At 73.7% G+C, this 14404-nt stretch carries 16 protein-coding genes; 11 read left to right on the top strand and 5 right to left on the bottom strand.

Features of this window, described 5'->3' with window-relative positions:
• Window positions 1-140 precede the first annotated feature (140 nt).
• The 6 genes from ACMT9T_RS14430 to ACMT9T_RS14405 all read left to right on the top strand — a co-directional run bounded on the left by ACMT9T_RS14430 (window position 141) and on the right by ACMT9T_RS14405 (window position 4259).
• The gene (locus ACMT9T_RS14430) at window positions 141-1433 is read left to right on the top strand and encodes a molybdopterin molybdotransferase MoeA (RefSeq protein ID WP_414746194.1); all 1293 of its coding nucleotides are present in this window, start codon (window positions 141-143) and stop codon (window positions 1431-1433) included.
• Complete coding sequence (gene moaC, locus ACMT9T_RS14425) at window positions 1426-1923, top strand: cyclic pyranopterin monophosphate synthase MoaC (protein ID WP_414746193.1); 498 nt, start codon at window positions 1426-1428, stop codon at window positions 1921-1923. Before ACMT9T_RS14430 ends, moaC begins: the two co-directional genes overlap by 8 nt.
• Entirely contained in the window at window positions 1920-2459 is a 540-nt protein-coding gene (locus tag ACMT9T_RS14420) for a MogA/MoaB family molybdenum cofactor biosynthesis protein (RefSeq protein ID WP_414746192.1), read from the top strand. Before moaC ends, ACMT9T_RS14420 begins: the two co-directional genes overlap by 4 nt.
• A complete protein-coding gene (locus tag ACMT9T_RS14415; protein ID WP_053775041.1) occupies window positions 2456-2887 on the top strand; it encodes a molybdenum cofactor biosynthesis protein MoaE in 432 nt (143 codons plus the stop codon). Before ACMT9T_RS14420 ends, ACMT9T_RS14415 begins: the two co-directional genes overlap by 4 nt.
• A 481-nt stretch (window positions 2888-3368) precedes the next feature.
• Window positions 3369-3704, top strand: coding sequence for a hypothetical protein (locus ACMT9T_RS14410; protein WP_414746191.1), 336 nt, complete (start codon window positions 3369-3371; stop codon window positions 3702-3704).
• 387 nt (window positions 3705-4091) lie between these two features.
• On the top strand, window positions 4092-4259 hold the full coding sequence (locus ACMT9T_RS14405) for a molybdenum cofactor biosynthesis protein MoaE (RefSeq protein WP_414746405.1): 168 nt from the start codon (window positions 4092-4094) through the stop codon (window positions 4257-4259).
• A 47-nt stretch (window positions 4260-4306) separates the two neighbouring features.
• On the opposite strand, the gene ACMT9T_RS14400 is transcribed toward ACMT9T_RS14405, so the two are convergent.
• The gene (locus ACMT9T_RS14400) at window positions 4307-4489 is read right to left on the bottom strand and encodes a hypothetical protein (protein ID WP_414746413.1); all 183 of its coding nucleotides are present in this window, start codon (window positions 4487-4489) and stop codon (window positions 4307-4309) included.
• A 137-nt stretch (window positions 4490-4626) separates the two neighbouring features.
• Complete coding sequence (locus ACMT9T_RS14395; RefSeq protein WP_414746190.1) at window positions 4627-5901, bottom strand: MFS transporter; 1275 nt, start codon at window positions 5899-5901, stop codon at window positions 4627-4629.
• A gap of 149 nt (window positions 5902-6050) precedes the next feature.
• Here ACMT9T_RS14395 and ACMT9T_RS14390 point away from each other — a divergent pair, with 149 nt between their 5' ends.
• Window positions 6051-7868 (top strand): ABC-F family ATP-binding cassette domain-containing protein, encoded by a 1818-nt coding sequence (locus ACMT9T_RS14390; protein ID WP_414746189.1) that lies wholly within the window; start codon window positions 6051-6053, stop codon window positions 7866-7868.
• A gap of 12 nt (window positions 7869-7880) precedes the next feature.
• Here the strand turns inward: ACMT9T_RS14390 and ACMT9T_RS14385 are convergent, their stop codons facing one another.
• The gene (locus tag ACMT9T_RS14385) at window positions 7881-8720 is read right to left on the bottom strand and encodes a hypothetical protein (protein WP_414746188.1); all 840 of its coding nucleotides are present in this window, start codon (window positions 8718-8720) and stop codon (window positions 7881-7883) included.
• Window positions 8721-8779: 59 nt separating this feature from the next.
• Window positions 8780-9643: a hypothetical protein gene (locus ACMT9T_RS14380; RefSeq protein ID WP_414746187.1), complete on the bottom strand. Its 864-nt coding sequence runs from the start codon at window positions 9641-9643 to the stop codon at window positions 8780-8782.
• A gap of 323 nt (window positions 9644-9966) precedes the next feature.
• Between ACMT9T_RS14380 and ACMT9T_RS14375 the strand changes: the two genes are divergently transcribed.
• From ACMT9T_RS14375 to ACMT9T_RS14365, 3 genes are read left to right on the top strand one after another with little or no spacing between them, the layout of a single operon-like run.
• Window positions 9967-10899, top strand: a complete 933-nt coding sequence (locus ACMT9T_RS14375) for a MetQ/NlpA family ABC transporter substrate-binding protein (RefSeq protein WP_414746186.1) — start codon at window positions 9967-9969, stop codon at window positions 10897-10899.
• Entirely contained in the window at window positions 10896-11933 is a 1038-nt protein-coding gene (locus ACMT9T_RS14370) for a methionine ABC transporter ATP-binding protein (protein WP_414746185.1), read from the top strand. Before ACMT9T_RS14375 ends, ACMT9T_RS14370 begins: the two co-directional genes overlap by 4 nt.
• A 1-nt stretch (window position 11934) precedes the next feature.
• Entirely contained in the window at window positions 11935-12594 is a 660-nt protein-coding gene (locus ACMT9T_RS14365; protein ID WP_414746184.1) for a methionine ABC transporter permease, read from the top strand.
• 33 nt (window positions 12595-12627) lie between these two features.
• Here the strand turns inward: ACMT9T_RS14365 and ACMT9T_RS14360 are convergent, their stop codons facing one another.
• Window positions 12628-13524, bottom strand: a complete 897-nt coding sequence (locus tag ACMT9T_RS14360) for a LysR family transcriptional regulator ArgP (RefSeq protein WP_414746183.1) — start codon at window positions 13522-13524, stop codon at window positions 12628-12630.
• Between the two features lie 51 nt (window positions 13525-13575).
• Here ACMT9T_RS14360 and ACMT9T_RS14355 point away from each other — a divergent pair, with 51 nt between their 5' ends.
• Window positions 13576-14403, top strand: coding sequence for a LysE/ArgO family amino acid transporter (locus ACMT9T_RS14355; protein ID WP_414746182.1), 828 nt, complete (start codon window positions 13576-13578; stop codon window positions 14401-14403).
• The last annotated feature ends 1 nt before the right edge of the window (window position 14404 follow it).

Raw genomic sequence — 14404 nt, 5'->3', positions numbered from 1 at the left:
GGCGGCAAGGCCCCCTGGCCGATGCGCGAAGGCGGCGGACGCGGCGCGCGCGGCGGACGCGGACGGAGGGCGGGCGACGCCGCCGGCACGATCGCGCTCCCGAGCGGGGACCGGTCGCCCGCGTCGGGGATGATGGGGTGATGACCCCCGACCGCCCCGCGGACCGCCGACGACGCACGGTCGACGAGCACCGCGCGGCCGTGTCCGCGCTGCTCGCCCCGCTCGCCGAGCTGCCCGCGGAGGAGCTGGCCGTGTCCGCGGAGGCGCTCGCCGCGGATCCGCACCGCCACGCCGACCGCGTCCTCGCCCGCGATGTCGTGAGCCCGATCGACCTGCCGCCGTTCCGCAACTCGCAGATGGACGGCTACGCCGTGCGCGCGGCCGACCTCGCCGACGCGACCGGCGCGCGCCCCGCCGTCCTCCGCATCGCCGCGCGGATCCCCGCGGGCACCGCCCCCGCACCCCTCGCGCCCGGCACGGCCGCGCCCTGCATGACGGGCGCGCCCGTCCCGCCCGGCGCCGACGCGATCGTGCCCATCGAGGCCGCGACGCCCGACCGCTTCGTCGACGAGGACGCCGTCGACGCGACCGTCTCGTTCGCCGCGCCGGTGGATCCGGGCGCCTTCGTCCGCGCGCAGGGCAGCGACCTGGGGGCGGGCGGCGTGCTCGTCGCCGCGGGCACGCGCCTCCTCCCGGCGCACTGGGGCGTCCTCGCCTCGGCCGGCGTCGCGCGCGTCGCCGTCCGCCGCCGACCCGTCGTCCTCCTCCTCTCCACGGGCCTCGAGCTGCGCGGGCCCGGTGAGGAGCTCGCGCCCGGGCAGATCCACGACGCCAACTCCGTCGCGCTCGCCGCCGCGCTGACCACCGCCGGGGCCGAGGTCCGCACGCTGCGGGTCGCGTCCGACGACGCCGCCCGGGTGCGGGACGCCCTCCGCGACGCGGCGGCGGGCGTCGACCTCGTCGTCACGACGGGCGGTGTGAGCGCCGGCGCCTACGAGGTCGTGCGCGACGTGCTCACCGGCGGCGTCGAGTTCGTCTCCGTCGCCGTGCAGCCGGGCGGGCCGCAGGGCCTCGGCACGGCGGACCTCGGCGGCGCGCGGATCCCCGTCGTCGCGTTCCCGGGGAACCCCGTCAGCGCGCTCGTCTCGTTCGAGCTGTTCCTCCGGCCCGTGCTGCGGGGGATCGCCGGGCATCCGCGTCCCGACCGCCCGACCCGCGAGCTGCCGCTCGCCGAGCCGCTCGACTCGCCCGCCGCCAAGCACCAGGTGCGGCGCGGCCGGGTCGACGCCGACGGCCGGGTCGTCGCGGTCGGGGGACCCGGATCCCACCTCCTGCACGCGTACGCGACCGCCACCCACCTCGTCCACATCCCCGCAGGTCTCGACCGGCTCGAGGCCGGCGACCCCGTCACCGTCTGGAGCATCGATGACTGATCCCGCCGCGAGCGCCGCCGCGCCGTCCCTCACCCACCTGCGGCAGGACGGATCCGCCCACATGGTCGACGTCACCGACAAGGCCGTCACGAAGCGCCGCGCGGTCGCGCAGGCCGTGCTCGTGACGCGTCCCGAGGTGGTGGCGGCCGTGATCGCGGGCGACCTGCCCAAGGGCGAGGCCGTCGGCACGGCGCGCATCGCGGGGATCATGGCGGCGAAGCAGACCTCGAGCCTCATCCCGCTGTGCCACCCGCTGCCGATCGGCCGCATCGAGATCGACATCACCGGCGCCGACGACCGGCTCACCGTGGTCGCGTCCGTCAGCACCACGGGCGTCACGGGCGTGGAGATGGAGGCGCTCACGGCCGCCTCGGTCGCGGCGCTCACGCTGTACGACATGCTCAAGGCCGTCGACGCGCGCGCCGTCATCACCGACGTGCTCGTGCGCGAGAAGCAGGGCGGCAAGTCGGGCGACTGGGAGCGGGCATGAGCCCGGCGGATCCTCGCGGCCGGGCGGTCGTGATCGTCGCCTCCACGCGCGCTGCCGCGGGGGAGTACGAGGACCGCACCGGTCCCGTGATCGCCGCGTGGCTCGCCGAGCGCGGCTTCGAGGTGGACGGCCCGCACGTGCGCGCGGACGGCCCCGGGGTCGCCGCCGCGCTCGCCGAGGCGGTCGCGGGCGATGCGCGCGTGATCCTCACCACCGGCGGCACGGGCGTCACGCCCACCGACCGCACGCCCGAGGCGACCCGACCGCTGCTCGACCTCGAGCTCCCCGGGATCATGGAGGAGGCCCGGCGCATCGGCGTCGCGCACACGCCCACGGCCGTGCTGACGCGCGGGCACGCGGGCGTCGCGGGCGGCACCTTCGTGATGAACCTGCCCGGATCGCCCGGCGGGGTGCGCGACGGGCTGGGGCTCCTCGACGGGATCCTCGACCACGTGCTCGCGCAGATCCGCGGCTCCGTGCACCCGGCGACGGACGCCGCGGCCGACACCGACGCCGACGCGGGGGCCGCCTCGTGACCGCCGACCGCGTCCTCTTCGCGCGCATCGCCGGCGGCGCGATCCGCGTCGAGGACTGCGCCGACGCCGTGCGCGCCGACGACGCGGGCGCCGTCGTGACCTTCGAGGGCGTCGTGCGCGACCACGACGACGGCAAGGGCGTCCTCTGGCTCGACTACTCGGCGCACCCGGCCGCGCGCCAGGCGATCCGGCAGGTCGCGCTCGACGTGTCGGCGCGCTACCCGGACGTGCGGATCGCCGTCGAGCACCGGATCGGCCGGCTGGGCATCGGCGACGTCGCGCTCACGTGCGCCGTGTCCTCGGCGCACCGCGCCGACGCGTTCGCTGCGTGCGGGCTCCTGGTGGACGAGGTCAAGCAGCGCGTCCCCATCTGGAAGCAGCAGGCCTTCGACGACGGCACGAGCGAGTGGGTGGCGTCGCTCGGGTAGCTCGGCGGGTCGAGCGCTTCAGATTCTCCGCCCTGTGGACTGCGTCGACGGGCTTCGAGCACGAGTTCTAAGTTCGGCCTCGAGGGCTCAGTCGATCCTGGAATTCTGACCGAAGCCCACTTCACGCGAGGCATCTCTGAATGCCGAGCCCTGCCTTGCTCACTCGGCACCTCGGGCGTAGGTCGAGCGACATCGGTGCGCGGACTGTCTCTCTCCTCTATAGAAGGAAAGACAAATGAACAGCAGATCGAAGGCTCCACTCTGCATTGCCGTGGCGACAGTCATTGCCATGGGCTTGATGTCCACGTCGTCCGTCGCAGCGAATGCCGCTGAGTCCGCACCGAACTCCGCGGCGTCAGCGATCTCAGCGCGAGCGGCCAGTGCCGTGCAGGCCGAATCGAATGCGTTGGCCGTCCCGCGTGACAGTTCGCTCGAAGATGGGCATTCCGTCACGACCTAGCACGTGGGCAATGGGGTCGAGGTGGCTTCCACCAAGAATTCGGCACCGAATCCTCCCGAAGGTGAATTCGAGTCCAAAATCTCAGGCGGCACGGATGACGGTCATGGGCATCCCTACATCCTTCTCAATTCATTTGATCAAGATGCCATCATCAACGGGAGTGGTGTCCTGGTCGGCTTCGCCTTGTGCGGTGCGTTTCCCGGAAGCTGCTTCATCACCAGCGTCGCCATCGGGGCGGCACAGCAGTACCTGAGTCACAACGGAAAGTGCTCCGACGATCGCCAACTGCTTCTGCCCTTCTTCGGACATGAAGCAGCGTGGACTGGTATGAACGATGCATGGATTCGGTGCGTCTAGCCCCTGGGTCGTGCCTTGAGTGGGCGCCGCGTGAGTCGCGGCGCCCACTCGGAGGAGATGTTTCACGTTGAAGCTCAAGATAGTGGCCATCGCCGTCCTCGGTTTGGGAGTCGGCCTCCTCATCCAATTCCTCACTTTCGAGCAATCCGGGATCCTCCGCGTCGCGGGATCGATCTGCTTCGTAGTGCTGATCGTTGTCGGTGGACGTGCAATAGGAGCTGTTGTGCGCCACGAACGCGAGAAACGACACGATTGAAAGCGCGTTTCTCAAGGGGCTATCGGATCGGGTTCCAGGCCATGCGTGCCCCCACAGAGAACGGGCTGCCGGTTCGAGTGGCGTCAGCTTTGCCTGCATGGAGCAGTCCTCGCTGATTCCCCTCGAGTGACATCGGCATCGGCGGCGTCGCGCTCACCTGCGCGGTCTCGTCCGCGCACCGCGCCGATGCCTTCGCAGCATGCGGCCTGCTGGTGGACGAGGTCAAGCAGCGCGTCCCCATCTGGAAGCAGCAGGCCTTCGACGACGGCACGAGCGAGTGGGTGGCCTCGCTCGGCTGATCCCGACCGACCCGGCTGTCGCCTGACGCCGCCGCAGACGCCGGCGGCTACGCCTTCGGCGTCTTCGCGGCGTTGTACCGGCGGCGGAGGCTGCCGAGGACGATCGTGCCGAGGATCAGGATGATGCCGATGATCCCGAGCCAGACGAGGCCCTTGATGGCGAAGCCGACCACCGTGAGGATCAGCCAGAGGACGAGCAGGACGACGATGAACGCCATGGGGGAGGGCATTCCGTTCGGGGCGGGACACGGGCGGGACGCCGGTCCGATGAGGGCCGGCGGGCGGGGGCTCCCGGCCGCACGGCGACGACGATGCTACCGGGGCGCGCGTGCGGCGGCGGCTGTCCTCCTGGGCCGCGGGACGGCTGTCAGCGGACGGCGGCCGCATCCATGGCGTCGGCGATCCGCTCGGCCCGGCGCGTGCGGCGCCCCGTGAGCTGCAGCACGAGCGCGACCAGGGCGCTCGCCGCGACGAACGCGCCGTAGACCGTGAGCACGATCGGCAGGCCGTCCGCCTCGACGAACACGCCGGCGACGATGCTCGGCACGCCGAAGGCGAGGTAGCTCGCGACGTACACGGAGGACAGGAGGCTGGCGCGCTGGTCGACGGGCGCCTCCGCGAGCACGAGCCGGAGCCCCGCCTGGAAGCCCGCGCCGAAGCCGACGCCGCCGATCACCGCGGCGACCGCGAAGAGGGGGAGCGACGCGGTCCAGATCGCGGCGACGAGACCGATGGGCCCGAGCACGAGGGCGACCACGCCGACGATGAGGCTGCGGCGGGCGTCGCGCGTTCGGATCACGATGCCGGTGATCGCGCCCGTGCCGGTGAACAGGGCGATGGCCGCGCCCGTGAGCGCGGCGCTGTGCAGGCCGAACGTGTCGCCGAGCACGGATCCGATGAAGGCCAGGAACATGCCGCCGAGCGCCCAGCTGGCGATCATGCCGCCGACGACCGCGGTGAAGACGGGGCGGGCGGCGCGCGGCACGGCGACCGACGGGACGAGCGACCGGAGCGCCCCCGCTCGCCGCGGCTGCCGCTCGGGCACGAACGCGACGGCGATCCCCGCGGCCACCATGAGCGCCGCGAGCACGACGAACACCGTCTCCTCGGGCGCGGGCCCGTAGGCCACGAGGAACCCGCTGCCGAGCGCGCCGACCGTGAGCGCCATGGGCGGCACGACGCCGTTGAGGAACGCGGCGAGGCCGGTGCGACGGGTGGGCTGGTGGTCGATCATGCCGGCGCCGAGCGCGCCGGTGGCCAGGCCGATCGCGAGGCCCTGCAGGATGCGGGCGACCACGAGCGCGAGCCCGTCGTGCGCGAAGGCGAAGACGAGCATCGCGGCGACGGAGACGGCGAGCGCGCCGAGGATCACGGGACGGCGGCCGATGTGGTCGGAGAGGCGGCCCGCCGTCAGCAGCGTCGCGAGGAGCCCGGCGACGTAGACGGCGAACACGACCGTGAGGACGACGGGCGGTAGCGCCCACTCCTCCTGGTACACGGGGTACAGCGGCGAGGGCGCGGCGCCCGAGGCGACGAGCACGAGCAGCGTGAACGCGTAGACGAGGAGGCCGGCGGTGGTCTCGCGGCGGGCGGGGGCATCCGCGGCGGCGAGGGGTGCGGTCTCGGTGCGGCTGGTCGTCATGGGCGCTCCTCGCGGGTCGGCGGATCCCGGGGACGAGCCGCCGGGCGGGCTGCTCCCCGTCGAGCGCGCGGCCCTCGCGGGTCACGATGGGGGCCAACGGCGGACCCCTCGCGGGAATTCCCCGGGCGGGGGTCACCTAGGCTCGTGCGGTGGCCCATCTGCTGGGAGCCGAAGCGCTCCACCTCGAGTTCCCGACGCGCGTGATCTTCGACGACGTGACCATCGGGGTGAACGAGGGCGACCGCATCGGCATCGTCGGACGCAACGGCGACGGCAAGTCGACCCTCCTCTCCCTCCTCGCCGGTCGCCTGGAGCCGGACGGCGGCCGCGTCACGCGCCGCCGCGGCGTCACCATCGGCGTGCTCGACCAGAGCGACACCCTGCCCGACGGCCAGACCGTCGGCGAGGCCATCGTCGGCGGGATCGACGAGCACGAGTGGGCGGGCAACCCGCTCGTCCGCGACGTGATCGACGGCCTCGCCTCCGACGTGCCGTGGGACGCCGACGTCGCCCAGCTCTCGGGCGGCCAGCGCCGTCGTGTCGCGCTCGCCAAGCTCCTCATCGGCGACCACGACATCCTGTTCCTCGACGAGCCCACCAACCACCTCGACGTCGAGGGCATCGCCTGGCTCGCCGGCCACCTCCGCCGCCGCTGGGCGCCGAACTCCGGCGGCCTCATCGTCGTGACCCACGACCGGTGGTTCCTCGACGAGGTCGCGAACCACACGTGGGAGGTGCACGACCGGCTCATCGAGCCGTTCGAGGGCGGGTACGCGGCGTACATCCTGCAGCGCGTCGAGCGCGACCGGAGCGCGGCCGTCTCCGAGGCGAAGCGTCAGAACCTCATGAAGAAGGAGCTCGCGTGGCTGCGCCGCGGGGCGCCCGCGCGCACGGCCAAGCCGAAGTTCCGAATCGAGGCGGCCAACGCCCTCATCGCCGACGAGCCGCCCGCGCGCGACACCGTCTCGCTCGCGTCCATGGCGATGCAGCGGCTCGGCAAGGACGTCGTCGACCTGCTCGACGTGTCCGTCAGCTACGGCGACAAGCAGATCCTCAAGGACGTCGAGTGGCGCATCGCGCCCGGCGAGCGCACCGGCATCCTCGGCGTCAACGGCGCGGGCAAGTCCACGCTCCTGTCGCTCGTGGCCGGCACGCTCCAGCCCACGACCGGCAAGGTCAAGCGCGGCAAGACCATCAAGGTCGCCGTGCTCACGCAGCAGCTCGACGAGCTGAAGGACGTGCTCGAGGACCGCGTCTCGACCGTCATCGGCCGCCAGCGCACCACGTACGTCGCGGGCGGCAAGGAGATGACGCCCGGCCAGCTGCTCGAGCGCCTCGGCTTCACGAGCGCGCAGCTGTCCACTCCCGTCAAGGACCTGTCGGGCGGCCAGAAGCGGCGCCTCCAGCTCCTCCTCATCGTGCTCGACGAGCCGAACGTCCTGATCCTCGACGAGCCCACCAACGACCTCGACACCGACATGCTCGCGGCGATGGAGGACCTCCTCGACTCCTTCCCCGGCACGCTCCTCGTCGTCAGCCACGACCGGTACCTGCTCGAGCGCGTCACCGACCAGCAGTACGCGGTGATGAACGGGAACCTCCGCCACCTCCCCGGCGGCGTCGACCAGTACCTGAAGCTCCGCCAGCAGCCCGGCAACGCCGAGAAGTCGACGATCGCCCGGCCCGACGAGGTCGGTGGCCAGGCCACGGCGACCCTCGGCGGATCCGGCGGCACGCAGCTCCAGGGCGCCGAGCTGCGGAACGCCCAGAAGGAGCTCGCGAGCATCACGCGGAAGCTCGAGAAGGCCGACGTGCGCCGGCGCCAGGCGCTCGACGCCATGGCCGAGCACGACCCGAACGACTACGACGGGCTCGGGAAGCTCAACGAGGGCGTGCGCGCCATCGAGGCCGACGTCGAGGCGCTCGAGAGCCGCTGGATGGAGCTCAGCGAGCTGCTCGAGGGCTGATCCTCCGGGCGGTCAGTAGGCGACCGGGACGTCGGGCGAGCTCATGGTGAGCGTGCCGTCGGGCGCCCAGACGACGCTGAGCCCGCCGCCGGCCGTGCGCATGCTGCCGTCGAACGCGCGCACCGGGATGCTCGCGATCCAGGTCATCTCGAGGCCGGAGACGGCGAGTTGCGCTGGCGGGGCGCACGAGGCGACGCCGGAACCGGGGCTGGTCTCGTCGTCCGGCACGGATCCCGACCACGGGTACACGAGCAGGCACGCGTCGCCGGAGATCGTGCGCGCCACGTAGAGGCCCACGCTCGTCTGCACGCCGCGGATGGACGTGAGGTCGATGTCGCCGCCGGGCGAGCGGGGCGGGGCGTCGGCCTCCTCCTTCGGGGCGGCGAGGATCCCGTCGACCGCGACGGGCATCGAGGTGCGGCTGATGTCCGTGCCGAGGAGCGAGCGCACGCTCGCGGGATCCGGCGGCGGGGAGGCGTCGGCGGTCGCGGTGCCGGACGGGGTCGCGGTCGCGTCGGCGGACGGCGCCCCGGATCCGTCGATCGCGCTGGTGACGCCCGCGCCCGCGAGCAGCCCGACGACCAGGGCAGCGCCGGCCCACGCGAGCGGGCGGCGGGAGGGGCGGGCACGCGGATCCGCGTCGGGCACCCCGGCCGCGTCGTCGTCGACGTCCGCGTCCGCCGGGTCCGCCGGAGCGGGGGAGGACGCGCGCTCGCGCCGGGTCAGCTCGGCGGCCGCGCGGATCCACCGCCCGTCGCCCGCGTCGGCCCCCTCCGCGTAGACGAGCTGGCGGAGCTCGTCGAGCGGCAGCGCCGCCATCTCGTCGTCGGGCCTCGATGCGCGTGCGTGCATGTGGTCTCCCCTTCCCCGCCCGACCCTCCCACACCGCCCGCGCGGTCCGTCGGGACGGCTCAGTACGCGAGGATGCGGTCCGGCGTCGTCAGCGTGATGAGGTCGTCGCCCGACCAGGTCGCCCGCACGTCGCCCGTGATCATGCCCGTGGATCCGTCGCGGTTGCGCGACGGGAACTCCGTGGTCCAGGCGATGCGGAGGCCGTCGGACGCGACGCGCTCCGGCGACGCGCACGTGACGACGCCGGCGCCGCCGCTCGGGAAGACCAGCAGGCACAGGTCGCCCGACGCGGACAGGCCGGCGTAGAGGCCGACGCTCGTCTGGACGGCGCGGATGCTGGTCGCGTCGACGTCGGCGCGGACGGCCTTGGGCGGCTCGTCGCCGTCCTCCTGCGGGCCGTCGAAGATCGCGCCGACCGGGCGGCTGCGCTGGTCGGAGGTGGAGTCGGGCCCGAGGAGGGCAGGGCCGGCGGGGCTGGCGGCGCGGTCCGGGGCGGTTCCCGCGGCGACCGGAGGCGCATCGGCACCGGGGCTCGGCGTGCCGTCGGCGGCGCCCGTCGCGGGGGATCCCTGGCCGAGGGACGCGCCGACGGCCCCGCCCGCGAGCAGGCCGACGACGAGCGCGCCGACGGCGGCCCCGACGAGGACGCGGCGGGATCCGCGGGGCGGGGCGGAGGAGGCCGCGCCGGAGGGCGCCGCATCGGGGGAGGGGGCCTCCGCGATCGGGTCGGCCGTCGCGGGGAGGCCGGCGCCGTCGGAGTCCGTGCCGCCGTCGGGATCCGCGGGTCGGGACGCGCGCTCGCGGCGGGCCAGCTCGGCGGCCGCGCGGATCCACCGCTCGTCGCCCGCGTCGGCGCCCTGCGCGTACACGCGGCGCCGCAGCTCCTCGAGGGGGAGCGCGGAGACGTCGTCGGCCTCGGGCATGGGAACCTCCGAGGCCGACCCTGCCACATCCGCGGACCGTCCGCGGTGTCCCCGTGTTACGGCTCGGTTCGACACGCCCCCGCCGCGCGGCCTACCGTCGAGGTGCTGCAGGGACGCGGCCACCGTCCGCCGTCGGCGTCCCGCACCACGAGCCGTCCGCGCCTCCGTCCCGCGCGCACGCCTCCGCGGGGCCGCGCACGCCCGTCGGCACCGGACCGTCCGGGCGCGCCCGCGCGCCGCCACTCGTCACCCGCAGCCACCCGGACCCGCAGCACCGCACCACCACCGGACAGCACCGGCCCCGCACCACCGAGAGGATCACCATGACCACCCAGGCACCCCTGATCGACGCCCCGAAGCGGAGGAACCGCCTCGGCCTCATCGTCGGCGCGGTCGTCGTCGTCCTCGCGATCGTCGCGGCCGTCCTCTTCTCGACCGGCGCCTTCTCCGGCGGCGGCAAGGCCGTCCGCATCGGCGTCGTCGGCGCGAGCGACCCGCAGTGGCCCGCGTTCGTGGCGGCGGCGAAGGACGAGGGCATCGACGTCGAGCTCGTCGACTTCACCGAGTACCCGCAGCTGAACCCGGCGCTGTCGGAGGGCGAGGTCGACCTCAACCAGTTCCAGCACCTCGTCTACCTCGCGCAGTACAACGAGGGCGCGGGCGACGACCTCACGCCCGTCGGCGCCACCGCGATCTACCCGCTCGCGCTGTACTCGCAGAAGCACGGCTCGGTCGACGAGATCCCGCAGGGCGGCACCGTCGTCGTCCCCAACGACGAGTCGAACCTCGCCCGCAGCCTCCTCGTGCTGCAGAGCGCGGGCCTCGTGACGCTGAAGGGCGGCGGATCCAGCGTCTCCACGCTCGACGACGTCGACCAGGCCGCCTCGAAGGTCACCGTCACCACGGTCGACGCGGCCCTCACCGCCACGTCGCTGCCGGACGCCGACGCCGTCATCATCAACAACGACTACGTCACCGACGCCGGCCTCACCGCCGACGACGCCATCGCGCAGGACGACCCGAGCGACCCGAAGTCGCTCGCCTACGTCAACGTCTTCGCCTCGCGCGCCGAGGACGCGGAGAACGAGACGTACCGCAAGCTCGCGCGGATCTTCGAGGACACCCCCGCCGTCGTCGACGCGCTGGTCGAGAACTCGGGCGGCACCGCGATCCCGCTGAAGACGCCCCAGGACGAGCTGCAGAGCCTGCTCACCACCACCGAGAAGGCCGTCGCCGACCAGAAGGCGGCTCGATGACGGACGCCCCGCACGTCTCCCTGCGGGGCGTCGGCAAGCAGTACCCGCCGCGCGCCAAGGGCGAGCCGGCCCTCGACGCCCTCGCCGACGTCGACCTCGACATCCGCCGCGGCGAGGTCTTCGGGATCATCGGCTACTCCGGCGCGGGCAAGAGCACGCTCGTGCGGCTCGTGAACGCGCTCGAGCGGCCGACCTCCGGCACCGTCTCGGTCGACGGCCGCGAGATCCAGGGCCTGCCCGAGCGCGAGCTGCGGAAGCTGCGCCTCGGCATCGGCATGGTCTTCCAGCAGTTCAACCTCTTCACCTCGAAGACCGTGTGGGGCAACGTCGCGTACCCGCTCTCGGTCGCCGGCATGCCGAAGGACCAGCAGCAGCGGCGGATCAGCGACCTGCTGCACTTCGTCGGCCTCGCCGACAAGGCGCACGCCCGGCCCGACGAGCTGTCCGGCGGCCAGAAGCAGCGCGTCGGCATCGCCCGCGCGCTCGCGACGAGCCCCGCGATCCTGCTCGCCGACGAGGCCACGAGCGCGCTGGATCCCGAGACCACGAGCGAGGTGCTCGCGCTCCTCCGCCGGGTCAACGAGGAGCTCGGCGTGACGATCGTCGTCATCACGCACGAGATGGAGGTCATCAAGTCCATCGCCCACCGCGTGGCCGTGATGGACTCCGGCCGCGTCATCGAGCAGGGCGAGGTCTTCGACGTGTTCTCCCGGCCCGCGAGCGACGCCGCGCGCCGCTTCGTCTCCACGGTCGTCGCGGGCGTGCCCGAGCGGGACGAGGTCGAGCGCCTGCGCGCGCGCCACCCCGGCCGGCTCGTCACGCTGTCCTTCGCGGACGGCGGCGCCACGCAGACCGAGGTGTTCCGGGCGCTCGCCGCCGCGGGCATCGCCTTCGAGGTCGTGCACGGCGGCATCACCGACATCCAGGGCCGCACGTTCGGCAACCTGACCCTCGCGCTCGGGGGCGACCCCGCGCGCGTCGACGAGGTGCTCGCGGCCGACCGGGCCGGCGTCACCGTGACGGAGGTGGTCTGACATGGACGTGCTCACCCCGCTCCTGCCGCTCCTCGGCCGCTCCACGGTCGAGACGCTCACGATGGTGCTGCTCACGCTGCTCTTCGGCGGGCTCGGCGGCCTCGTCATGGGCCTCGGCCTCTACCTCACGCGCGCCGGCAGCCTGCTCCCGAACCGGGTCGTGTTCGCGGTCCTCAACGTGGTGGTCAACACCTTCCGGCCCATCCCGTTCGTGATCTTCCTGTTCGCGGCCCAGCCCCTCGCGCGCCTCGTGACGGGCAGCGGCATCGGGCAGCCGGCCGTCATCTTCACGCTGTCGCTCGGGGCGTCCTTCGCGATCAGCCGCATCGTGGAGCAGAACCTGCTCACGGTGCAGCCGGGCGTGATCGAGGCGGCGAGGTCCGTGGGCGCGAGCCCGGTGCGGATCATCTTCACGCTGCTCATCCCGGAGGCGCTCGGCCCGCTGATCCTCGGCTACACGTTCGTCTTCGTCGGCATCGTCGACATGACGGCGGTCGCGGGCGCGGTCGGCGGCGGCGGCCTCGGCAACTTCGCGATCGTCTACGGCTACCGGCAGTTCGAGCCGGTCGTCACGTGGGCGGCGGTGCTGATCATCATCGTGCTCGTTCAGGTGGTGCAGTTCGCCGGCAACCGGCTGGCCCGGGCGGCGCTCCGACGCTGACGCTCCCGCTCGCCACCCGCCGCGGCCGCCTCGCTACCTCAGCGAGGCGGCCGCGGCGCGCACGTGCCGGGTGAGGTCGGCGAGCACGGGGGAATCGACGCTCCAGCGCTGCCAGTGCAGCGCCACGTCCACGTGGGATCCGGCGTCGAGCGGCACGAGCGCCCCCGACGCGACGAGGTCCTCGCTCTGCAGGTCGGGCAGCATGCCCCAGCCCATGCCGAGCGTGAGCGCCGTGACGAACTCCGCTGACGACGGGACGTAGTGCCGCGGCTGTCCCGCGGGAGCGCGGCGGAGGCGGAGCCAGCGGTCCTGCATCGCGTCCTTGCGGTCGAACATCACGAGCGGCGCCGCGGCCAGCGCGCTCGGCGTCGGGCCGTCGGGCAGGTGCGCGGCGACGTAGGCGGGCGTCGCGAGCGCGCGGTACCGCATCCGGCCGAGCCGCTCGGAGGTGCAGCCCTGCACGGGGTCCTTCACGCTCGTGACGGCGGCCATCGCGGATCCGTCGCGCAGCAGGTCGAGGGAGTGGTGCTCGTCCTCGCGCAGCACCTCCACGGCCTGCCCGGTCTCGCCGGCGAGCGCCGCGAACGCGGGCAGCAGCCATGAGGCGAGCGAGTCGCCGTTCACGACGACCGGCACCGCCGCGGTGCCGGCCCGCGGCGCGTCGCCGTCGCCCACGCCGAGCAGCCCGTCGAGGTCGCGCTCGAGCAGGAGCACCTGGCGCGCGTGCCGCAGCACGGCGTCGCCCGCCTCCGTCGTGGTCGCGGGTCGCGTGCGGCGGAGGAGCACGCGGCCGGCGCTCCGCTCGAGGGCCGTGATCCGCTGGCTCACCGCGGAGGGCGTGAGCCGCAGGGCGCGGGCGGCCGCGTCGAGCGTGCCCGTGTCGATGACGGCGGCGAGGGTGCGCAGGTGCTCGGTGCGGATGTCCATCATCAGCGATGCTAATGGTGCTGCAGGAACATGAGCTGGTCTGATGCGCACCCGATGGCTAGCGTCGTCGAGATGCACCCGCTCGCCCACGCGCTCTCCGGATTCGGCCTCGGCTTCTCGCTCATCGCCGCGATCGGCGCGCAGAACGCCTTCATCCTGCGGCAGGGCACCCGGCGCGAGCACGTGCTGGCCGTCGTGCTCATCTGCGCGGTCTCCGACGTGATCCTCATCGGGCTCGGCGTCGCGGGCGTCGGCGCGCTGATCGAGGCGGCCCCGGTCGCGATCGTCGTCATCCGGATCCTCGGCGCCTGCTTCCTCGCCGGCTACGCCGCGCTGTCGCTCCTCCGGGCCGTCGCGCCGCACGGCCTCCAGGTCGCCGCGTCCGCGCCGCGCTCGCTCGCGGCCGTCGTCGCGGCGTGCCTCGCGCTCACCTGGCTGAACCCGCACGTGTACCTCGACACCGTGCTCCTCGTCGGATCCGTCGCCGCGGGCCACGGCGACGGCCGGTGGGCCTTCGGCGTCGGCGCGATGGCCGCCAGCTGCGTGTGGTTCACACTGCTCGCCACCGCGGCGCGCGTTTTCGCGCCCGTCCTCGCCCGCCCGGCGGCCTGGCGCGTGCTGGACACCGTGATCGCCGGCGTGATGCTCGTGCTCGCCGTGCAGATCCTGCTGCCGCTGGTGTCGACCGGGCTCGCGGAGGGCGCGCGGATCCTCGCCGCCACCGTCGTGTGCGCGGCCCTCGCGGGCGCCGTTGCGGCGTGGTCGACCGCGCGCCGGCGGCGTTCGGAGGCGGACCGCAACGCGGAGGCGACGGACGACGCGCCCGCCGTGCCCGCTCCCACCGCGCTCGGAACACCGGAGGGGTCCGCGCTGTTGAGGTGAG

The sequence above is a fragment of the Clavibacter vidaverae genome, assembly GCF_047529985.1.
In the GTDB taxonomy this organism is placed as follows: Bacteria; Actinomycetota; Actinomycetes; order Actinomycetales; family Microbacteriaceae; genus Clavibacter; species Clavibacter nebraskensis_A.
Note: the sequence above shows the minus strand (reverse complement) of the source record. Positions and strands in the feature narration are given on the sequence as shown.